Here is a 21,100-nt window from a genome sequence, read left to right on the forward strand (position 1 = left end):
GGGCCGCATGATCGACTCAATGTCGGTCACATAGCGGTGTCCGGGCGCGGGGATGCCGCTACTTCGGCCCACGGGAGTGGATCAAGGTGGGCGGCGTCAGGCCGTACCCCAGGTGTAGGTCTGTTTGCGCAGCTTGAGATAGACGAACGCCTCGGTGGCGAGGACCCCGGGCACCGAGCGCAGCCGTTGCAGGATCTCCAGCAGGTGGGCGTCGTTGCGGCAGACCACCTCGGCGAGCAGGTCGAACGAGCCGGCGGTGATCACCACGTAGTCGAGTTCGTCGAACTCGGCCAGCCGGTCGGCGACGGCCTCCAGGTCGCCGTCGGTGCGCAGACCGATCATGGCCTGCCGGGGGAAGCCGAGCTGGAGCGGGTCGGTCACCGCGACGATCTGCATCACCCCGGCGTCGAGCAGCCGCTGCACCCGCTGGCGGACCGCCGCCTCGGAGAGCCCCACCGCCTTGCCGATGGTCGCGTACGGCCGGCGGCCGTCCTGCTGCAACTGTTCGATGATCTGTTTCGCCACGTCGTCCAACAGCGCGTGACTGGCACCTTCGCGCACCGCGACGCGCCGCCCCCCGTTGCCGCTCTCCTGCTGTCGGATCGTCATCGACCGCTCCCCATGTCCGTTCCCCCAGCTGAGCCTAGTGTCATCGCGCAGTCTGGCGTAATTCGTCGTCAGAGGCTATTGCGGCAACGGAATCCCTTGTGGGGCTGGTTACCTCATGCCAGGATCAGTCGTCTCAGGCACCCGACCCCTCCCGCCGGCGCCGCACCCCCGTCCCCGCCGCCGTCGGACGACCCCTAGGAGTCGTCACATGCGTATTCCCCTGCGGCCCCTCACCCGGCGTGGACTGCTCACCGGCACCCTCGGCTCGGCCGCCCTGCTCGCTGCGGGCGGCAGCCTGGCCGGCTGCGGCACCAAGGCCGCTACCCAGACCGAGGCGGGCTGCAAGAGCGACGACCTGTCGGCCACGGAGAAGACCCTCGCCTTCTCCAACTGGCCGCAGTACATGGACGTGGACGACAAGGACGCCGCGAAGCGGCCCAGCCTCGACGCGTTCGTCGCCGCCAGCGGCATCAAGGTGACCTACACCGAGGACATCAACGACAACAACGAGTTCTTCGGCAAGGTGCAGAACCAGTTGGCCGGCTGTCAGAGCACCGGGCGGGACATCATCGTCCTCACCGACTGGATGGCCGCCCGGATGATCCGGCTCGGCTGGATCCAGAAGCTCGACCCGGCCAAGCTGCCGAACGTGGCGGCCAACCTGCTGCCGTCCCTGCGGGGGCGCTCCTTCGACCCGGAGAACCGGATCTCGATCCCGTGGCAGTCCGGCCTCGCCGGGCTGGCCTACAACGGCAGCGTCACCGGCGAGGTCCGGACCGTCGACGAGCTGCTCACCCGCCCCGACCTCAAGGGCAAGGTGACCGCCCTGTCGGAGATGCGGGACACCATGGGCCTGCTGCTCCAGTCGAACGGGCACGACCCGTCGAAGTTCACCGCCGCCCAGTTCGACGACGCGCTCAACAAGCTGCGCAAGGCGGTCGACTCCAAGCAGATCCGCAAGTTCACCGGTAACGACTACGCCCCCGACCTGGCCAAGGGTGACATCGCCGCGTGCGTCGGCTGGTCCGGCGACGTGATCCAACTGGCCGGCGACAACCCCAAGGTGAAGTTCGTCGCGCCGGACTCGGGCGTGATGCTGTTCAGCGACAACATGCTGGTGCCGAACAAGGCCACCCACAAGGCCAACGCCGAAGCGCTGATTGACTACTACTACCAGCCGGCGGTGGCCGCCAAGCTGGCCGCCTTCGTGAACTACATCTGCCCGGTCACCGGCGCGCAGGCCGAGATGGAGAAGATCGACCCGGAGTTGGCCGCCAACCCGCTGATCTTCCCGGACGACGCCCTGCTGGCGAAGTCCAAGGTCTTCATGGCCCTGGACGAGAAACAGGAAAAGGAATACGAGTCCAAGTTCCAGCAGGTCATCGGGGCGTGAGCGGGATGGCGAACGAGGCACCGGCCGGTGACCTGCGGCTGGTCGACCTGACCAAGCGGTTCGGCATCTTCACCGCCGTCGACGAGCTGAGCCTGACCGTCCCGCAGGGCTCCTTCTTCGCCCTGCTCGGGGCGTCCGGCTGCGGCAAGACGACCACCCTGCGGATGATCGCCGGGCTGGAGGAGCCGACCAGCGGGCAGGTGCTCCTCGGCGACCGGGACATCGCCCGGCTGCGGCCGTACAAGCGGCCGGTCAACACGGTCTTCCAGAGCTACGCGCTCTTCCCACACCTGAACATCGCCGAGAACGTGGCCTTCGGGCTGCGCCGGCGGGGCATCCGCCGGGTCGAGGAGCAGGTCCACCGGATGCTGGCGCTGGTGCAGCTCGACGGCTACGGTCGTCGCCGCCCGGCCCAGCTCTCCGGCGGCCAGCAGCAGCGGGTCGCGCTGGCCCGCGCCCTGATCAACCACCCGCAGGTGCTGCTGCTCGACGAGCCGCTCGGCGCGCTCGACCTGAAGCTGCGCCGGCAGATGCAGATCGAGCTGAAGCGGATCCAGACCGAGGTCGGCATCACCTTCGTGCACGTCACCCACGACCAGGAGGAGGCCATGACGATGGCCGACACGGTCGCGGTGATGAACGCGGGGCGGATCGAACAGCTCGGTGCCCCGGCCGAACTCTACGAGTACCCGGCGACCGCGTTCGTGGCGAACTTCCTCGGCCAGTCCAACCTGCTCGCCGCCGACGCCGCCGGCCCGGCCGGGTCCGAGGTGCCGGTCACCGCGCACGGCGTCCGCTTCTCGGTGCCCGCCGACCGGGCCCGCGCCGACCGGGGCCCGGTCTACCTGGGGGTACGTCCCGAGAAGCTGCACCTGGTCGAGGCCGTCGACCAGGTGCCCGCCGGCCACCAGCACGTCGAGGGGGTGATCACCGACGCGTCGTACGTGGGGGTGAGCACCCAGTATCTGGTGCGGACCGGATGGGGCAGTGAACTGTCCGCGTTCACGGCGAACAGCGGCGTCGGCGGGCAGCACCCGGTCGGCGCGCCGGTGGTGGCGCACTGGGACCCCCGGCACGCCTTTCTCCTACCCCGCGAGCCGGGGCAGGACGACCGGACCACCCCGCTGGTCGACGAGCCGGTCGGGAAACCGTCGTGACCGCACTGGCGCAGGTGTCCGGCGGTTCCGGTCCGGCGAGGACACCGCCACCGGCCCGGCCCGGCCGGCACCGGCTGCTGCCGTACCTGCTGCTGTTGCCGGGGGCGGCCTGGCTGCTGGTCTTCTTCGCCGTGCCGCTGTTGCAACTCGCCGCCGCCAGCCTCTACGACCCGACCGGCTCCCTCTCCACCGGGTATGCGCTGACCTGGGCATTCGGCAACTACCCGGAGGCGTTGCAGGCGTACTGGCCGCAGTTCGCCCGGTCGTTCGGCTATGCCGGGGCGGCGCTGGTGCTGGCCCTGCTGATGGGCTACCCGCTGGCGTACGCGATCGCGCAGAAGGCCGGCCGGTGGAAGAACCTGTTGCTGGTCTGCGTGGTCGCCCCGATGTTCACCAGCTTCCTGGTGCGCACCCTGGCCTGGAAGACCATCCTGTCGGACAACGGCGCCCTGGTCGGGCTGCTGCGGGACGTACACCTGCTCGGCCCGGACGGGCGGCTGCTCGCCACCCCGGTCGCGGTGGTGCTCGGGTTGACGTACAACTTCCTGCCGTTCCTGGTGCTGCCGCTGTACGCGAGCCTGGAGCGGCTCGACCACCGGCTGCTGGAGGCGGCCAGTGACCTGTACGCCGGCCCGCTGCACGCCTTCCGCACGGTCACCCTGCCGCTGTCGATGCCCGGCCTGATCGCCGGCACCCTGCTCTTCTTCATCCCGGCCACCGGCGACTACATCAACGCCGAACTGCTCGGCACCCCCAACGAGTACATGATCGGCAACGTCATCGACTCGGCGTTCCTGGTCCGGCTGGACTACCCGCAGGGTGCCGCCCTGTCGTTCCTGCTGATGGCGGCGATCCTCGCGGTGGTCTTCGTCTACCTGCGCCGCGCCGGCACGGAGGAGGTGCTCTGATGAGCGCGAGGAGTGCAGCGCAGCGGAGCCCCGCAGTCGCGAATGAAGGTGGGTGCTGATGAGCGCGAGGAGTGCAGCGCAGCGGAGCCCCGCAGTCGCGAATGAAGGTGGGTGCTGATGAGCGCGAGGAGTGCAGCGCAGCGGAGCCCCGCAGTCGCGAATGAAGGTGGGTGCTGATGAGCGCGAGGAGTGCAGCGCAGCGGAGCCCCGCAGTCGCGAATGACGGCCGGTCCGTGAGGTTGTCCCGGTGGTGGGCCGACCGGTGGGTCATGATCGTCGCCCTGTTGGTGCTCGGCTACCTGTTCCTGCCGATCGCCGTGGTGGCCGGGCTCTCCTTCAACCGCCCGTCCAGCCGGCTGTCGTACGACTTCCACGAGTTCACCCTGGACAACTGGCGGCAGCCCTGCGCCACCTCCGAGATGTGCGACGCGGTGGTCCGCAGCGCGCAGATCGGTTTCCTCGCCACCGTCGGCGCCACCGTGATCGGCACCCTGATGGCGTTCGCCCTGGTCCGGCACCGGTTCCGGGGCCGCAGCGGGATCAACCTGCTGATCTTCCTGCCGATGGCGACGCCGGAGTTGGTGCTGGGCACCTCGCTGCTGGCCCTGTTCGTCTCCGCCGGGGTGCCGCAGGGCTTCTGGACCATCGTCATCGCGCACGTGATGTTCTGCGTCTCGTTCGTGGTGGTGACGGTCAAGGCCCGGCTCGCCGGGATGGACCGGCGGCTGGAGGAGGCCGCGATGGACCTCTACGCCAGCGAGTGGCAGACGTTCCGGCGGATCACCCTGCCGCTGGTGCTGCCCGGCATCGTGGCCGCCGCGCTGCTCGCCTTCTCGCTGAGCTTCGACGATTTCATCGTGACGAACTTCAACGCCGGCACCACCGTCACCTTTCCGATGTACGTCTGGGGCGCCGCCCAACGGGGCATCCCACCGCAGGTCAACGTGATCGGCACGGCGATGTTCGCCATCGCGCTCCTGCTCGTCGGGCTCAGCTCGCTGCGCGGAGGACGGTCCCGCCGCGCCGCGCTCCCGGTCGCCGCGCCCGCCGGCCGGGGCGCACCGGCACCGGCCGGGCCCGGCCGACGGGCGACGGGCCCGTCGTGATCCTCCCGCATACCGGCCGGGCGCTCGCCGACGCGACGCCCGTGCCCTACTGGCTGGACCGCCCGGAACGCCCCGACCCGTTGCCGCCCCTGCACGGCACACACCCCGCCGACCTGCTGGTCGTCGGCGGCGGGTACGGCGGACTCTGGGCCGCCCTGCTCGCCAAGCGGGCCGATCCGCAGCGGGACGTGCTGCTGGTCGAGGCGGGCACCTGCGGGTGGGCGGCGTCCGGGCGCAACGGTGGGTTCTGCGCCGCCTCGCTCACCCACGGGCTGGCCAACGGGGTGGCCCGGTTCCCCGACGAGATCGACGAGTTGGAGCGCCTCGGCCGGGAGAACCTGGACGCCATCGCCGCCACCATCGCCGAGTACGACATCGACTGCGACTTCGCCCGCACCGGCGAACTGTCGGTGGCGGTGGCCCCGTACCAGCTCGCCGGGCTCGCCGAGGACGCCGACCTGGCCCGCCGGCACGGCCACCGGGTGCGGCTGCTCGACGCCGACGAGGTGCGTGCCGAGGTGGACTCGCCGACGTACCTCGGTGGGTCGTGGGACGCCGACCGGGTGGCCCTGCTCGACCCGGCGCGGCTGGCCTGGGGGCTGCGCCGCGCCTGCCTGACGCTCGGGGTGCGGATCCACGAGCACACCCGGGTCACCGGGCTGCGCCGCGAGGGGGCCGGGCTGCGCGCCGACACCCTCGGCAACCCACCGTCGCGCCCCGCCGGGCGGGCGACGGGGGAGGGCGGGATGCCCGGGGTGGTGCGGGCCCGGCAGGTGGTGCTGGCGACGAACGCCTTCCCGCCGCTGCTGCGCCGGCTGCGCGCCCGGACCGTGCCGGTCTACGACTACGCGCTGATGACCGAGCCGCTGACCGGGGCGCAGCGGGCCTCGATCGGCTGGCGCCACCGGCAGGGGCTGGCCGACACCGGCAACCAGTTCCACTACTACCGGATCACCGACGACGGCCGGATCCTCTTCGGCGGCTACGACGCGGTCTACCACTACGGCAACCGGGTCGCCCCGGAACTGGAACAGCGCCAGGCCACCTTCACCGCCCTCGCCGAGCACTTCTTCACCACCTTTCCCCAGCTGGCGGGTCTGCGGTTCAGCCACCGCTGGGGCGGGGTGATCGACACCTGCACCCGGTTCTGCGCCTACTTCGGCACCGCCTACGGCGGGCGGCTGGCGTACGCCTGCGGCTACACCGGCCTCGGCGTGGGGGCCACCCGGTTCGGGGCGCGGGTCATGCTCGACCTGCTGGCCGGCGGGTCGACCCCGCTGACCCGGCTCGACCTGGTCCGCCGGGTGCCGTTGCCGTTTCCGCCGGAGCCCGTCCGGGCCGCCGGCATCCACCTCACCCGCTGGTCGCTGGCCCGCGCCGACGCGCACGACGGCCGGCGCAACCACTGGCTCCGTACGCTCGATCGTCTCGGTTTGGGGTTCGATTCCTGATGCGCATCCTGCTCGTCGGTGCCGGCGGGGTCGGCTCCGCCGCCGTCGCCATCGCCGCCCGCCGCTCCTTCTTCGCCACCGTCGTCGTCGCCGACTACGACCTGACCCGGGCCGAACGGGCCGTCGCCGGACACGGCGACCGGTTCGTCGCCGCGCAGCTCGACGCCTCCTCGGCGGACGCGGTCGCCGCGCTCTGCCGGGAACACCGGATCACCCACGTGCTCAACGCGGTCGACCCGCGCTTCGTCATGCCGATCTTCGACGGGGCGTTCGCCGCCGGGGCCGACTACCTGGACATGGCGATGTCGCTGTCCCATCCGCACCCGGCACGGCCCTACACCGAGACCGGGGTGAAGCTCGGCGACACGCAGTTCGCCGCCGCCACCACCTGGACCGACGCCGGCCGGCTGGCGCTGTGCGGCATCGGCATCGAACCGGGCCTGTCCGACGTGTTCGCCCGGTACGCCGCCGACGAACTGTTCACCGAGATCGACGAGATCGGCATCCGCGACGGTGCGAACCTGACCGTCGACGGCTACGACTTCGCCCCCTCGTTCTCCATCTGGACCACCATCGAGGAGTGCCTCAACCCGCCGGTGATCTGGGAGCGGGACCGGGGCTGGTACACCACCGAGCCGTTCAGCGAACCGGAGGTCTTCGACTTCCCGGCCGGCATCGGCCCGGTCGAGTGCGTCAACGTCGAGCACGAGGAGGTGCTGCTGATCCCGCGCTGGGTCAAGGCCAGGCGGGTCACCTTCAAGTACGGCCTCGGCAACGAGTTCATCGAGGTGCTCAGGGCGTTGCACAAGGTCGGTCTCGACTCGACCGTCCCGGTGTCGGTGCGCGGCGTGCAGGTCTCGCCCCGCGACGTGGTCGCCGCCAGCCTGCCCGACCCGGCCACCCTCGGCGACCGGATGCGCGGCAAGACCTGCGCCGGCACGTACGTCACCGGCACCGGGACCGACGGCCGGCCGCGCCGGGTCTACCTCTACCACGTGGTCGACAACGAGTGGTCCATGCGGGAGTACGGCCACCAGGCGGTGGTCTGGCAGACCGCGGTCAACCCGGTGGTCGCGCTGGAACTGCTCGCCACCGGCGGCTGGTCCGGTGTCGGGGTGCTCGGCCCGGAGGCGCTGCCCCCGCGCCCGTTCCTCGACCTGCTCACCGACTACGGTTCACCGTGGGCGCTGGAGGAGCGCTGACCCCTGCCCCCGACTCCTTCTCGACGCCCGCTGACCCGGTGTCCGGAACTTTCCTGACAGTGGAACTGAACGGGGAGCGCTCCTGGGCCGTATCAGCCGATGCAGGCAACGGCGACGACGGGAGACGTGGTGAAGGTGCAGCGCAAGCACGTACTGGCGGCGGGGGTGGCGGTGGTCGCCACGGCGGTGGTGGCGGTGGGGACCGGATTCGGGTTCGCCGACACCACGTCCGCCCGTCCGAGCCTCTGCTCCGGGTCGGTGACCTTCTCCGCCGAGGGTGGGGGACCCGCCGCGACAAGTGACCGGTTCCCCGTGGGCACACGGTTGCGGGTGACGAATCTGGACAACGGCAAGGTGGCGACGGTGTCGGTGAGTGGGCCGTCGGGCAGTTGTGTGCTGCTCAACGCCGCCGCGATGGACCTGGTCCGGGAGCCCGGCAAGAACGTGATCCGGCGCAACGTGGTCGAGCGGGTCGGCGTCGACGCGCCGGTGGCTCCCGCCCCCGGCGAGACCCGGCCCGGTGCCGCCCAGCCGCCGGCCACCCAGCGGCCGACGCCCCCGGCGACCGGCGTGGCTGCCGGGCGCAGCGCGTGCAGTGGCTCGGTCACCTTCTCCGCCGAGGCCGGCGCAGCCGCCGCGACGAGCGACCGGTTTCCGGTGGGGACCCGGTTGCGGGTGACGAACCTGGACAACGGCAAGGTGGCGACGGTGTCGGTGAGTGGGCCGTCGGGCAGTTGTGTGCTGCTCAACACCGCCGCGATGGAGCTGCTCCGGGAGCCCGGCAAGAACGTGATCCGGCGCAACCTGGTGGAGCTGGTGCGCTGACGGCCGTGGACGGTCAGCCGAAGGCGGCGTCCAGGATGTCCAGCCCACGGGCCAGCTCGTCGTCGGAGATCACCAGCGGGGGCAGGAAACGCAGCACGTTGCCGTAGGTGCCGCAGGTGAGGGTGAGCAGGCCGGCGGCGTGGCAGGCCGCCGAGACGGCGCTGGCGGCGGCCGGGTCCGGGACCAGGGTTCCCGGTCGGACCAACTCCACGGCCAACATCGCGCCCCGGCCGCGTACCTCGGCGATCCGGGGGTCGCGGGCGGCGACCGCGTGCAGCCGGTCGGTCAGCACCGACCCGATCCGCCGGGCGGCGGCGCTCAGGTCCAGCTCGCGCATCGTCTCGATGCTCGCCAGGGCCGCCGCGCAGGCGATCGGGTTGCCGCCGTAGGTGCCGCCCAGGCCACCGACGTGCACCGCGTCCATCAGCTCGGCCCGGCCGGTCACCGCCGCCAGCGGCAACCCACCGGCGATGCCCTTGGCCAGGGTGACCAGGTCCGGCACGACCCCCTCGTGGTCGCAGGCGAACCAGTCGCCGGTACGGCAGAAACCGGTCTGGATCTCGTCGGCGACGAGGACCGCCCCGGCCGCCGTCGCCCACTGGCGCAGCGCGGGCAGGAAACCCGGCGCCGGTACGACGAAACCGCCTTCACCCTGGATCGGCTCGATCAGCACGGCCGCCACGTTCTCCGCCCCGACCTGCTTGTCCACCAGGTCGAGCGCCCGCGCCGCCGCCTCGGCCCCGGTCAGCCCGCCGTCGCGCAGCGGGTACGACATCGGCACCCGGTGGATCTCCCCGGCGAACGGCCCGAACCGGTGCTTGTACGGCATGTTCTTCGCGGTCAACGCCATGGTCAGGTTGGTCCGGCCGTGGTACGCGTGCTCGAAGACCACCACCGCCTGCCGGCCGGTGGCGTGCCGGGCCACCTTCACCGCGTTCTCCACCGCCTCGGCACCCGAGTTGAACAGCGCCGAGCGCTTCTCGAAGGTGCCCGGGGTCAGCGCGTTGAGCTGCTCGCAGACCGCCACGTACGACTCGTACGGCGCGACCATGAAGCAGGTGTGGGTGAACCGTTCGACCTGGGCCCGCACCGCCTCGACGACGCGCGGAGCGGAGTTGCCGACGCTGGTGACCGCGATGCCGGCGGCGAAGTCGATCCACTCCCGCCCCTCGACGTCGACGATGGTGCCGCCGCTCGCGGTGTCGACGTAGGAACTGATCACACTGCCGACACCCCGGGCCACGGCAGCGCCCCGCCGCCGGTGCAGCTCCGCGCTGGAAGTCATGGGTCAGCCCTCGATGTGGTGCATGACGTGCTTGATCCGGGTGTAGTCCTCCAGGCTGTAGACCGACAGGTCCTTACCGTGGCCGGAGTGCTTGAAACCGCCGTGCGGCATCTCCGAGACGAACGGGATGTGGGTGTTCACCCAGACACAGCCGAAGTCGAGTCGGCGGGTCATCCGCATCGCCCGGCCGTGGTCGCGCGTCCAGACCGAGGCGGACAGGCCGTAGTCGACGCCGTTGGCCCAGCGCACCGCCTCGTCCTCGTCGGTGAACCGCTGCACGGTGATGACCGGGCCGAACACCTCCTGCTGGATGATCTCGTCGGCCTGGCGCACCCCGGAGACCACGGTGGGGGAGTAGAAGTAGCCGCGCCCGCCCACCCGTGCGCCACCGGCGTGCAGGTCGGCGTGGTCGGGGAGCCGGTCGACGAAGCCGCTGACCCGGGCGAGCTGGTGGGCGTTGTTCAGCGGGCCGTAGAGCACGTCGGCGTCGTCCGGGGCACCGGTCCTGGTGTTGCGGGCCTGCTCGGTCAGGGCCGCCACGAAGTCGTCGTGCACGCCGGGGCCGGCCAGCACCCGGGTCGCCGCGGTGCAGTCCTGACCGGCGTTGAAGTAGCCGCCCAGCGCGATCGCCTCGGCCGCCGCCGCCACGTCCGCGTCGTCGAAGACCACCACCGGGGCCTTGCCGCCCAGCTCCAGGTGGGTGCGCTTGAGGTCCGGCGCGGCGGCGGAGGCGACCTCCATGCCCGCCCGGGTCGAGCCGGTGATCGACACCAGCTGCGGCGTCGGATGCGCCACCAGGGTACGACCGGTGTCCCGGTCGCCACAGACCACGTTGAACACCCCCGGTGGAAAGAACTCGGCGGCGATCTCGGCCAGCAGCAGCGTCGACACCGGCGTGGTGTCCGACGGCTTCAACACCACCGTGTTGCCGGCCGCCAGCGCCGGGGCGATCTTCCAGACCGCCATCATCAGCGGGTAGTTCCACGGGGTGACCTGCGCGCAGACCCCGATCGGCTCGCGCCGCACGTACGAGGTGTGCCCCGCCAGGTACTCCCCGGCCGAACGGCCCTCCAGCAGCCGTGCCGCCCCGGCGAAGAACCGGAACTGGTCCACCGCCGGTGGCAACTCCTCCTCGGCGGTGAGCTGCCGGGGCTTGCCGGTGTTGCGCACCTCCGCGTCGACCAGCTCGGCGGCCCGCGACTCCACCGCGTCGGCGAGCTTCAGCATCGCGCGCTGCCGCTCCGCCGGGGTGGTCTCCCGCCAGCTCTCGAAAGCGGTGGCCGCGGCCCGCATCGCCGCGTCCACGTCCGCCGGCCCGGAGACGGGAGCCTGGGCGAAGACGTCACCGGTGCAGGGGTCGATCAGGTCGGCGTGACCGCCGTCCACCGGGTCGACGTACGCGCCGTCGACGAAGTTGCGCAGCTGCTGCTGGTCGCTCATGGTGAGGTCTCTCCAGGGGTGGCTGGGAGTCGGAGTCAGCGGAGGTAATCGTAATCTGACTGCCATCTTGGCTACTGAATTCGCGGCAGACAAGGGCTTGGGCGACTGTTTCCGTGCGACCCCGGGTCGTCTACGCTGCCGACGTGGAGCCGAGAGCGTTCTGGGTCGCCGGTCGTGCCGTCCACGGCGAGGACGAGCTGACCGTCACCCACCCGTACGACGGGCGGGCGGTGGGGCGTACCAGCTGGGCCACGCCCGACCAGGTCGAGACGGCGGTCGCGGCGGCGGCGCGGGTGGCGGCGGAGGCCACGGCCCTGCCCGCGCACGTCCGGGCGGCGGCGCTGGACCACGTCTCCCGGCAGCTCGCCGCGCGGGCGGCGGAGGCGGCCGACCTGATCACCGCCGAGAACGGCAAACCGATCAGCTGGGCGCGGGCCGAGGTGGGCCGGGCGGTGTCCACGTTCCGCTGGGCCGCCGAGGAGGCGCGACGGTTCTCCGGCGAGTTGCAGCGCCTCGACACCGACCCCGCCGCGACCGGCCGGATCGCCCTGGTCAGGCGGGTGCCCCGGGGCCCGGTGCTGGGCATCGCCCCGTTCAACTTCCCGCTCAACCTGGTGGCGCACAAGGTCGCCCCGGCCCTCGCGGTGGGCGCGCCGATCATCGTGAAGCCGGCCCCGGCGACGCCGCTGTCCGCGCTGCTGCTCGGGGAGATCCTCGCCGGCACGGAGCTGCCGGCCGGCATGTTCTCGGTGCTGCCGCTGCCCAACGACCGCGCCGCCGACCTGGTCACCGACCCCCGGCTGCCGGTGGTCTCGTTCACCGGCTCCGGGCCGGTCGGCGCGCAGATCCGCCGCCGGGTGCCGGAGAAGCACGTCACCCTGGAACTCGGCGGCAACGCGGCGGCGGTGATCTGCGCGGACTGGGCGTCCGACGAGGACCTCGCCTTCGCCGCCCGGCGGATCGCCACCTTCGGCAACTACCAGGCCGGGCAGTCCTGCATCGCCGTGCAGCGGGTCCTCGTGCACGAACGCCACCACGACGTCTTCCTGCCCCGGCTGGTCGCCGCCGTGCGGTCGCTGCGCACCGGCGACCCGGCCGCCGAGTCGACCGACGTCGGGCCGCTGGTCTCCGTCGAAGCCGCCCAACGGGTCGAGGCGTGGGTCGACGAGGCCGTCGCCGCCGGGGCCACCGTCGAGACCGGGGGCCGCCGCGACGGCGCCAGCTATCCGCCCACCGTGCTGACCGGGGTGCCGTCGTCGGCCAAGGTCTGCGCCGAGGAGGTCTTCGGGCCGGTGCTGGTGGTGGCGTCGGTGGAGAGCGACGACGCCGCGTTCGCCGCCGTCAACGACTCGGCGTACGGGTTGCAGGCGGGGGTGTTCACCCACCGGCTCGACGTGGCGTTCGTCGCCGCGCGGGTGCTGGAGGTGGGCGGGGTGATCGTGGGCGACGTGCCGTCGTACCGGGCCGACCAGATGCCGTACGGGGGCGTCAAGGGCAGCGGGGTCGGCCGGGAGGGCGTGCGGTCGGCGATGGACGACTACACCGAGCCGAGGGTGCTGGTGCTGACCGGGGTGCAGTTGTAGGCCCGGCGCCCGTCTCACCAGGTGCCGTCGTCCCGGACCCGGGGTGCGGCGAGGCCGAGCAGCAGAGTGGTCAGCGCGGCGTCGATGTCGTCGCCGAGAAACCACTCACCGGCCTGGTCCAGCGCGAAGACCCGGCCGTGCTCGTCCACGGCCAGGATGCCGTCCGGGTGCTCCGCGCCGATCGGAAAGAGCCGTACGCCGAGCACGGCACCGAAGTCCGCCAGGGTGTCGGCGGTGTACGCGGCGTGCACGGGGTCGACGGAGAACCGAGAGATCCAGACCTGCCGCCCGGGGCCACGCCGACTGCTTTCCAGCGAAGGGAAGCGGCTCAACGTGTCCAGTGCCGCAGGAAACTCCGGATGCCCGTGGCGCACCTCGCGGGCTTCGAGAATTGCCATTCTCGCCAGAGCCTCGTCGCCGTGACTGGGTTCCCAGCCCCCTTCGACCAGCGCCTGAGCAACCTCTGCGACGAATCGGTCAGGTTCGGGGGCCGCAGCCGGTTCTGGCTGCCACTGACGGGTGAACGCCAGCTCCGACCAGCCGAGGACCGCGAAGTGCACCAGGAAGTTGAGGCAGGAGTCGCACGGGCGTTCCGCCGGGCCGGCCTGCGGATCGCCGGGCTCGCGGACCAGGAACACGTCCACTCCGGTCGCCAGGAGCAGCGACTCCGCCTCGCGCATGGTCAGCGGCGGCTGGCCGGCGGCGGCGCGGCGGTGGTCGTGGTCGTGCAGGACGTCGGAGACGACGATCAGTTCGGCGTGCCGGTCGCCTCCGCGCACCAGGTGCCCGGGGGGCAGCCCATCCAGGTAGGCCCGGACCAGCGGGTGGTGCCGCAGCGGCACGTCGCCCTTGACACCGTGACCGAGGTAGGTGCGGCCCCCGACGGTCAGGTGCGCCACGGTGGCGGGTGTCGGCAGCCGACGGATCTCGCGCAGCAGCAGGCTGGCCGGGTCGACCGTCCGGGGGGCGGGGGTGCCGGTGGGACGGCTGCGGCGGTACATCTGCTGCACCACGGCGGCCGGCACCCGGGGCCAGGTGGTGACCTCGCCGGTCTCCTTGTCGACGACGGTGGTCGGTAGGTCGCCGGGGTTCGTGTCGACCGCGCGGTCGACGGTCGACCGGATCACGTAGCCGAGGTCGAACTCGTCGAGCATGGCCCGGCACTCGTAGCCCAGGCGCAGCGAGTCACGCCGGGCCCACGCATCGGCGAGTTGCTCGGCCTGTTGGCGATCGATCACGGCCCGAAACTACCGGACCCCACGGAATCGTGGCGCCCGGTATGGTTCGCCTGACTGACGGTGACCGGGGGAGGGTGGCCTTGGCCGAGAGGGTGGACCGGGACGCGAACCAGGCGCTCCGGGCGCGGTTCGACGAGGTGTACGGCCAGTACCGGCGGTTGCGGTCCGGTGTGGACGACCTGCGGTCCGAGCTCGCCGCACTGCGGATCACCGAGCGTTCGGACGACGGCCAGGTCACCGCGACGGTGGGCGCACAGGGTGAGCTGATCTCGGTGGAGCTGACCGGCGAGGTCTATCACGACCGTGATCACCAGGCGCTGAGCCGGAAGATCACCACGACCGTGCACCGGGCCTGCGCCCGAGCCGCCACGGCCACCCAGGAGTTGGTGGCCGCGCACCTGCCGGCCGGCTCGGGATCGGTGGAGTTCCTGCGTACGGGCGACTTCGGCGCGCTGCTCGGGCGGGCCGACGCGGTGCTCCGGCGGGAGGACGAACGGCATGGGTGAGGGACAACTCTGGCTCGATCCGGGCCGGGCCCGGCGGGGCGGCACCGACCTGCACCTGGCCGGTGAATCGGTGTCGGCCCGCCGGGCCACCCTCGGTGGGGAGATCGCGGCGGCCAGCGCACCCCGCCCGTGGGGTCGGGACGACATCGGCGCAGCCTTCGAGAAGAGCTACCGGTCCTACGAGGAGACCCTGCTCCGCGCCTGGGCCGGGCTCGGCCGGTCGCTGGAAGGGCTCGGCGCCGAGGTGGTCACCTCGGTCGACGCCAACATGCGGACCGACGCGGCGAGTGGCCGGCGCTTCGACAGGGTGGTCGACCCGCGCGACCGCCGGCGCTGACCTGCGGGGGAAGCCTTGACCGTGCTGCCGAGCCCGATCCCGCACCCCCTGGACTACAGCCCCTGGGACCTGCCGGGCTGGGCCTACGAGGCGCTCGACTGGGTGGTCGGCGTGGAGTGGCCGGAAGGCAACGAGCGTGCCGTCTGGGACCTCGCCGACCAGTGGTACGCCGTGGCGGGTGCCCTGACCGGCCCTCGTGCCGACGCGATCGCCGCCGCCACCGAGGTACGCAGCGGATACGGCGGAGCCGGCGCGGTCCCGGAGGCATTCGAGGCGGCCTGGCGTCGGCTGGCCGACGGCGACGAGGCTCCGTTGTCGGTGCTGCTCGCGGTCAGCACCGACCTGGGCCGGCTGGTCGAGGAGTGCGGCTGCGACATCGAGGCCGCCAAGCTCGAAGTGTGGATCGAACTCGGCATCCTGGTCGTGGAACTGCTCGCGCTCGCCGTCGCTGCCGCACTCACCGCCGGGGCCGCCTCACCGGCGGCCGGCGCGGCGGTCACCGCCAGTCGGCTGGTGATCCAGCAGATCTTCCGCCGGTTGACGGCGCAACTGGCCAAGAAGGCGCTCCGACAGGGCCTCAAGGAAGCGGGCGAGCGCGCCGCCAAGGAAGTGGCCAAGGACGGGATGCGCGGTCTCGGCAAGCGGGCGGTCAGGGGAGGTCTGTTCGAGGCGGGGGAGGAGGCCGGCGTCAGCCTGGCGACGCAGGCGTACCAGAACTCCACCGGTCGCCGGCACGGCCTCGACGTCGCCGATCTCGGTGCGTCGGCGGTCGGCGGGTTCGCCGGTGGTGCGGTCGCGCCGCTGGCCGGCCTCGGTCGGCACGCCACCGGCCGGGGAGCCCGGGTCGGTGAGCACTTCGGCCGCGAGATGGCCGGTGAGGTGCTCGCGGAGGGAGCGGCGGGGCTGGCCACCGGCCAGGGAGTGATGTCGCTGGAGGAGGCGAGCCGGGCTGCCGTCTCCGGGGTCAGCGGTTCGGCGACCGGCCAGGCGGATGCCGCGCTGCACGCCCGGCTCGACGGTCGGTTGCACTCGTTGGCCGACGCGTCCCCGGTGTCGGCGGCCTTCCCCGTCCCACCGCCGCCGGTGCTGACCGGCGGTGACCAGGCAGCCCCGTCCGTCGATGCTCCTGCGTGGCCGTCCGCCGACGCTCCGGTGCCGAGGCAGGCGGCGCCGGTCGATCCGACCGTCGTGGCCGGTCACGGCACAGGCGCTGCTGTCGAGACACCGCCGCCAGTGCCGACTGACCACAGCCGGGTCGACGCTGTCGTCGGGCAGGTGGACAGGCCGGCGGAACCGAGTTCGGCGACCCCTCCGGTTCCACTGGTCGCCGCCCCCGACCGCCCTGCCGACGCCGCTCCGGCGTTGATCGCCGACCGGTCGGTGTCGTCCAGCCCGACCCTGTCATCGGTCACGGCTGATCAGGTGACCTCGCCACTGATGGCAGGTCGCGCCGGCGAGACGGCGGCGACGGGCGCTGCGGTCGCCGCACCACCCGGTGTCGACACCGCACCGGTCAACCCGGCGGCGAGCGTGACGACAGCGGGCGGACCAGCGGTGGGAACGGCTGCGGCGTCCCCACCCACCGCAGACCCGGCTCCGGGACGCGCGACCTCGGCGGCTCCCACAGCCGGTGTTCCGGTGGGGTCGGCGGCGGGCGTTCCGCCGGGGCCGGCACCGACGGTGGGCCCACCGACACACGGCAGCGCCCCCGTCGCGGGACCGGATGCCCCGCCGGCTGCCCGGGAGAGGCCGCCGGGCACCCCGGACGATGATGGCGAGCGGCAGGGTGCCCGCCGTTTCCCGCTGCTGGAGGCGCTGGCACCCCGGCCCGTGGTCTCGCCGGCCACCGAGTCGATCGCCCCGACGCCACCCGCGACCGACGAGCCACCTCGCCCGCGAACGCCGCAGTGGTACGCCGCGAAGTGGGCGGCCGAGCGGGAAGCGCTCGAACGGCGTCGCTATCAGGGCTACTTCGAGGCACAGCGACACTGGTTCGAGGACCGACGGCGCGCGGACGCGGCGGCCCGCCAGAAGAAGGCAGGCCGCAGGCGCGAGACGGTCGCCAGACGTGCTGCCCGCCAGGCGTTCGGACTCCAACGTGAGGGCCGATCGGCCCTGGCGAACTGGTTCCAGGGACTAGCCCGTCAGGCACAGCGTGACGCCTACGGCCACCAGGATCTCGCCGAAGAGATCCTGGCGGGTCGGTTGGTCCCGGACGCGGTGTTCGTGGCGGACCGGGCCGACTTCTCCCGCATCAACGACGATGTGGCCGAGCTGGCGGTGGGTGGGGTCGAGACGGGCGACCGGTCGGCGCTCACCGGTGACGACGGTCCGCCGCCCATCGACCGATCCCGTCGGTACGGGCAGTTCGGCGGGTTGCGGCCACCGCTCGCACTGCACCAGACGGACCTCGAACGGCAACTGCCCCGGCAGCCGGACGGCAGCGTCGTGCGTACCGCCGATCCTCGGCAGGGTGGGTGGTTCGCGCTGGCCAACGACGGCGGACCGCAGGCCGACCCGACCCGGGGTATCAACTGCCTGGACTGCACCCTGTCCCTGTTCGAGACGTGGGTGCACGGTCGGCCCCGGGTGGCCGCGCCCCGGACCTTCGACGGCTACCTGCAGGGGGACATCCGGCGTCCGGTCAACGGCGAGGCCGGTGGGCCCGGCCGGGTCGAAGAGGTCACCGGCGGACGGTTCCAGAAACTGTTCGCGGTCGACGAGGGCGTCCCACCGGGGCCGGCAGCCCTGGGCCAGTCCGTCGAGCGGGGTTACCGCAACCTGCACGACCAACTCATCCTGGGAGGCCACGGCAGCTACGCCTTCCTGATCACCGAGTGGGAGAACGGCGGCTCGCACGCCTGGGTGGCGCTCAACCAGAACGGCACGGTGCTCTACCTCGACCCGCAGGCGGGTACGGTCCGCGACCGCCCCCTCTATGCCCACGCCGGTCGACGGCACCCCGACAACGTCGTCGGCATCGACGCGCTGATCCTCGGCGGGGACGGCCGACCGATGCCGTTGGGCGGGTTGGCGCGGGGACGGTTCAGCGTCCACCCCGACCTGCCCGATCACCCTCCGGCAGCCGAGGACGAGCAGGGGTACGGCGACCCGTACCTCAACCGCATGCACCTGCTCGACGGGCCCGGATCTGCCGAGCGGGTGGGACCGGCGGGCGGGAACCCCGATCGGCCGCCGGCGCCTGCCGGCACACCACCCCACGAGGAGCCGCAGCGGGCATCGGATCAGTTGCCGCCGGAGCGGCCTGCCGACCGGGCGCGGGAGATGCTGGCCAGCGGCGCGGACCTCGACGGCGTTCTCCGCGGCGGTCTGACTCCTGCGGAGATCTGCGCACACGTCGACGCCTCGACGATCCGACGGCTCGTCCCGCAGTTGGACGCCTCCGGTGCGGCGGACGTCGCGAGGCTGCTCGGCGACCCGAGAGTCGTGCGGATGCTCGACGAGACCTGGCGTGACCCGCCCGATGGGCACCGGGCCCTTGCCGGCACTCTCTTAGGACAGTTGACGCAGCGCCCGGACCTCGCCCGGATGATCCTGGCGACGCCCGAACTGGCCGACTCGCTGACGGCCCGACCCCTGACGCTGCACCACCTCGCCGCCCATCCGCAGGCTCTAGAGGTGTTGGCGGCGGCGGCCGAGGACGCTGCTGCTCAAGACGTCGAGTTGCTGGCCTCCGACGGACCAAGACCGGCACCCACCAGGTTGACCAAAGCTCAGATCGCGTTGTCGCATCGGATGTCAGCCTCTCGGCAGCCCGCCTACCAGCCGGGATTTGAGCTGTCGCGGCGGGACGACGAGGGGTATCGCGCCAGCTTCCTGTCGCATCTGTACGCCGATGCTGAGGAAGCTCAACAGGAACTCAACAGGCTTGCCTGCGATCTGGCGGGAGGCCGTGGCCGAGCCGACTGGCGAAAGGCGCCGAAGGGCTACCAGCGGGTCTTGGACAAGCTTGTCGAGTACGAGAACGACGCCTCCAAGCTGAAGGATCTCGCGGCTGCGAAGGTCGAGTTTCGCCATCTCGATGACGTCTACCAAGCTCTGGAAGACCTGGCCAGCAGGAGCAGCATCGTGGTGCTCAACATCAAGGACCGATTCCTGCGGCCTCAGTTCAGCGGCTACCGAGACATTCTGTTGAGCTTGCGGATGTCCAACGGGCACATCGCTGAGTTGCGCTTCCACTTGGCCGCAGTAGATGGTGTGGCTGAGTGGGAGCACTCCCTATATGAGGTCAGACGTGACATCGAGGCGATGGCGGAGGCTGTCGGGCGTCCGCTGACCCCGAGGGAGAGAGCGATCCGTAACGGCCTACTGCTTCGCGCACAGGAGGCGTTCCGGGCTGCGTCAGATCCTGGAAGGGAAGGTTGAAGTAGTGGGAAAGCCGCCTGGCCTCAAGCTCCCAATGTTCGTCAGCTACTACGACTCTCCGGTCAAACTCGTGGAGACTGCGGAGGGAGGCGTCGCCGCGTGGCGGCTCGCCGCTGACAGCGGGAGTTGGTCGTCAGCGAACAGCCTCATTGACAAGATCCTGTTCGGTACTGACGACAACATCGACGTTCTGTCGCGCGACGAGTTCATCCAACTGACTGAGCAGGAGCGCGCCCGCCACCTGAGGGGCTCAGGGCCGGTTTACGCGCTCTACGAGACGGTTGACGCGATCACTGACATGCAAGCACGTGAGGGTCGGTATCCCACCCCGCGCGAGATCGCCTTGGTGCAGGGCATCCGTCGTAGGACGTTTGTCATGTTCGAGGAGCAACTCGAGCGCGTCGGTGCGGCGGGTGCGGACCCTCACCTGACGACAGCAGACCTTGCTGAGGGCTAGGTGATCATCCATGTATCACCGAGAAGTGGGGCAAAAAGGGTGCTTTGCGGTGCCTGAATAGGATGGCGCGATGAACCCCGTCGCCAAGAAGCGTCAGCTCACCGCCTGGGTGTCGGGCCTGCTCGTCGGCATCGCTGTCGGGTGGATCATGTTTCAGGACGCCGTCGGCGTGGTGTTCGGGATCTCCATCGGCACCGCCTTCGCGATCGCCTTCGGTGCCTTCGACAAGGAGAAGAAGGAGAAGGAAGAGGGCGGGCGTGACGATGAGCCGCGCTGAGCCGGCCCGGCAACCGGAGCAGCATCGCGGCACCGGGCCGGAGGAGTTGACGGTCGCCGAGGCGATGGCCGTACAGGACCGGTTGCGGCCCCGCGCGGACCTGGTCGGGCCGGGTCCCCGTCGGCCCGCGACGGTGGCCGGCCTCGACGTGGCGTACGCGGCGGATGGTGACCTGCTCGCCGCGGCCGTGACCGTGCTCGACGCCGCGACCCTGGAGGTGGTGGACCAGGCGGTCAGCGTCGGCCGGCCCGCCTTCGGATACGTGCCGGGGCTGTTCGCCTTCCGGGAGTTGCCGGCGTTGTTGGCCGCCCTGGACCGGCTGACCACCCGCCCCGAGTTGCTGCTCTGTGACGGGCACGGGCTGGCCCACCCGCGCCGCTTCGGGTTGGCCTGCCATCTGGGCGTGGTGACCGGGCTCCCGGCGATCGGGGTGGGCAAGACGCCGCTGGTCGGCGAATGGACCGGGCCGGGTCCACGCCGGGGCGACGCCGCCCCGCTGGTCGACGCCGGTGAGGTCGTCGGACGGGTGCTGCGTACCCGGGACGGGGTGAAGCCGGTCTTCGTCAGCGTCGGGCACCGGATGGATCTGGACAACGCGGTCGACCAGGTGCTCGCGTTGACTCCCCGGTACCGGCTGCCGGAGACCACCCGCACCGCCGACCGGCTCTGCCGCGACACGCTCGCCGCCGCCGCACCGGCCGCCGCCGAATTGGTCGGCACCGCACCGGCCGGCACCGGTGGAGCGTCGCCGAACGGTCATCCTGCACCGGCGGAGCGGGCGCGTCACCGGCCCGGCCACCCCGGGCCGCGCCGCTGACGGCCCCGGCGTCGCCGTTCTCGGGAAGGGTAATCCGGCACACATGTGGGGCGCTCGGTCACCGGGCGGGTTGCTGACCAGGTTGTAACCTGACCGGCGGCCCCCGCCGGGGCGGGAGTGGAG

At 71.8% G+C, this 21,100-nt stretch carries 17 protein-coding genes and 1 pseudogene; 14 read left to right on the top strand and 4 right to left on the bottom strand.

What is annotated here, in order from left to right:
* Positions 1 to 96 precede the first annotated feature (96 nt).
* Entirely contained in the window at positions 97 to 609 is a 513-nt protein-coding gene (locus GA0070216_RS20460) for an Lrp/AsnC family transcriptional regulator (RefSeq protein WP_091248381.1), read from the bottom strand.
* Positions 610 to 817: 208 nt separating this feature from the next.
* On the opposite strand from GA0070216_RS20460, the gene GA0070216_RS20465 reads away from it, so the two are divergent.
* The 7 genes from GA0070216_RS20465 (at position 818) to GA0070216_RS20495 (ending at position 8,651) form a co-directional block, all read left to right on the top strand.
* Positions 818 to 2,002: a polyamine ABC transporter substrate-binding protein gene (locus tag GA0070216_RS20465; RefSeq protein ID WP_091248384.1), complete on the top strand. Its 1,185-nt coding sequence runs from the start codon at positions 818 to 820 to the stop codon at positions 2,000 to 2,002.
* Between the two features lie 5 nt (positions 2,003 to 2,007).
* Complete coding sequence (locus GA0070216_RS20470) at positions 2,008 to 3,159, top strand: ABC transporter ATP-binding protein (protein WP_091248634.1); 1,152 nt, start codon at positions 2,008 to 2,010, stop codon at positions 3,157 to 3,159.
* Positions 3,156 to 4,067: an ABC transporter permease gene (locus GA0070216_RS20475; protein ID WP_176739061.1), complete on the top strand. Its 912-nt coding sequence runs from the start codon at positions 3,156 to 3,158 to the stop codon at positions 4,065 to 4,067. The genes GA0070216_RS20470 and GA0070216_RS20475 overlap by 4 nt, the downstream gene beginning before the upstream one ends.
* A gap of 233 nt (positions 4,068 to 4,300) precedes the next feature.
* On the top strand, positions 4,301 to 5,173 hold the full coding sequence (locus GA0070216_RS20480) for an ABC transporter permease (RefSeq protein ID WP_245722605.1): 873 nt from the start codon (positions 4,301 to 4,303) through the stop codon (positions 5,171 to 5,173).
* Entirely contained in the window at positions 5,170 to 6,624 is a 1,455-nt protein-coding gene (locus GA0070216_RS20485; protein ID WP_091248390.1) for an NAD(P)/FAD-dependent oxidoreductase, read from the top strand. Before GA0070216_RS20480 ends, GA0070216_RS20485 begins: the two co-directional genes overlap by 4 nt.
* Positions 6,624 to 7,826, top strand: coding sequence for a saccharopine dehydrogenase family protein (locus tag GA0070216_RS20490; RefSeq protein ID WP_091248393.1), 1,203 nt, complete (start codon positions 6,624 to 6,626; stop codon positions 7,824 to 7,826). Before GA0070216_RS20485 ends, GA0070216_RS20490 begins: the two co-directional genes overlap by 1 nt.
* A 129-nt stretch (positions 7,827 to 7,955) precedes the next feature.
* Positions 7,956 to 8,651 (top strand): RlpA-like double-psi beta-barrel domain-containing protein, encoded by a 696-nt coding sequence (locus GA0070216_RS20495; protein ID WP_091248640.1) that lies wholly within the window; start codon positions 7,956 to 7,958, stop codon positions 8,649 to 8,651.
* A gap of 13 nt (positions 8,652 to 8,664) precedes the next feature.
* Here GA0070216_RS20495 and gabT read toward each other — a convergent pair whose 3' ends face one another.
* On the bottom strand, positions 8,665 to 9,936 hold the full coding sequence (gabT, locus tag GA0070216_RS20500; RefSeq protein ID WP_091248396.1) for a 4-aminobutyrate--2-oxoglutarate transaminase: 1,272 nt from the start codon (positions 9,934 to 9,936) through the stop codon (positions 8,665 to 8,667).
* A 3-nt stretch (positions 9,937 to 9,939) separates the two neighbouring features.
* Positions 9,940 to 11,376, bottom strand: a complete 1,437-nt coding sequence (locus GA0070216_RS20505) for a gamma-aminobutyraldehyde dehydrogenase (protein ID WP_091248398.1) — start codon at positions 11,374 to 11,376, stop codon at positions 9,940 to 9,942.
* 143 nt (positions 11,377 to 11,519) lie between these two features.
* Here GA0070216_RS20505 and GA0070216_RS20510 point away from each other — a divergent pair, with 143 nt between their 5' ends.
* On the top strand, positions 11,520 to 12,959 hold the full coding sequence (locus GA0070216_RS20510) for an aldehyde dehydrogenase family protein (RefSeq protein WP_091248644.1): 1,440 nt from the start codon (positions 11,520 to 11,522) through the stop codon (positions 12,957 to 12,959).
* 14 nt (positions 12,960 to 12,973) lie between these two features.
* On the opposite strand, the gene GA0070216_RS20515 is transcribed toward GA0070216_RS20510, so the two are convergent.
* The gene (locus GA0070216_RS20515) at positions 12,974 to 14,197 is read right to left on the bottom strand and encodes an SUKH-3 domain-containing protein (RefSeq protein ID WP_245722606.1); all 1,224 of its coding nucleotides are present in this window, start codon (positions 14,195 to 14,197) and stop codon (positions 12,974 to 12,976) included.
* Between the two features lie 74 nt (positions 14,198 to 14,271).
* Between GA0070216_RS20515 and GA0070216_RS20520 the strand changes: the two genes are divergently transcribed.
* From GA0070216_RS20520 to nfi, 6 genes and pseudogenes are all read left to right on the top strand, one after another.
* On the top strand, positions 14,272 to 14,703 hold the full coding sequence (locus tag GA0070216_RS20520) for a YbaB/EbfC family nucleoid-associated protein (protein WP_342670769.1): 432 nt from the start codon (positions 14,272 to 14,274) through the stop codon (positions 14,701 to 14,703).
* On the top strand, positions 14,696 to 15,040 hold the full coding sequence (locus tag GA0070216_RS20525) for a hypothetical protein (RefSeq protein WP_091248401.1): 345 nt from the start codon (positions 14,696 to 14,698) through the stop codon (positions 15,038 to 15,040). The genes GA0070216_RS20520 and GA0070216_RS20525 overlap by 8 nt, the downstream gene beginning before the upstream one ends.
* A gap of 21 nt (positions 15,041 to 15,061) precedes the next feature.
* Positions 15,062 to 19,426, top strand: a complete 4,365-nt coding sequence (locus GA0070216_RS20530) for a toxin glutamine deamidase domain-containing protein (RefSeq protein ID WP_245722615.1) — start codon at positions 15,062 to 15,064, stop codon at positions 19,424 to 19,426.
* A gap of 4 nt (positions 19,427 to 19,430) precedes the next feature.
* Complete coding sequence (locus GA0070216_RS20535) at positions 19,431 to 19,883, top strand: hypothetical protein (protein ID WP_091248408.1); 453 nt, start codon at positions 19,431 to 19,433, stop codon at positions 19,881 to 19,883.
* A 70-nt stretch (positions 19,884 to 19,953) separates the two neighbouring features.
* Positions 19,954 to 20,160, top strand: a complete 207-nt coding sequence (locus GA0070216_RS20540; RefSeq protein WP_091248410.1) for a hypothetical protein — start codon at positions 19,954 to 19,956, stop codon at positions 20,158 to 20,160.
* A gap of 64 nt (positions 20,161 to 20,224) precedes the next feature.
* Positions 20,225 to 20,848, top strand: a pseudogene (gene nfi / locus GA0070216_RS20545) (deoxyribonuclease V); the annotation flags it as partial.
* Between the last annotated feature and the right edge of the window lie 252 nt (positions 20,849 to 21,100).

It is taken from the genome of Micromonospora matsumotoense (genome assembly GCF_900091525.1).
GTDB classification, from domain to species: Bacteria; Actinomycetota; Actinomycetes; order Mycobacteriales; family Micromonosporaceae; genus Micromonospora; species Micromonospora matsumotoensis.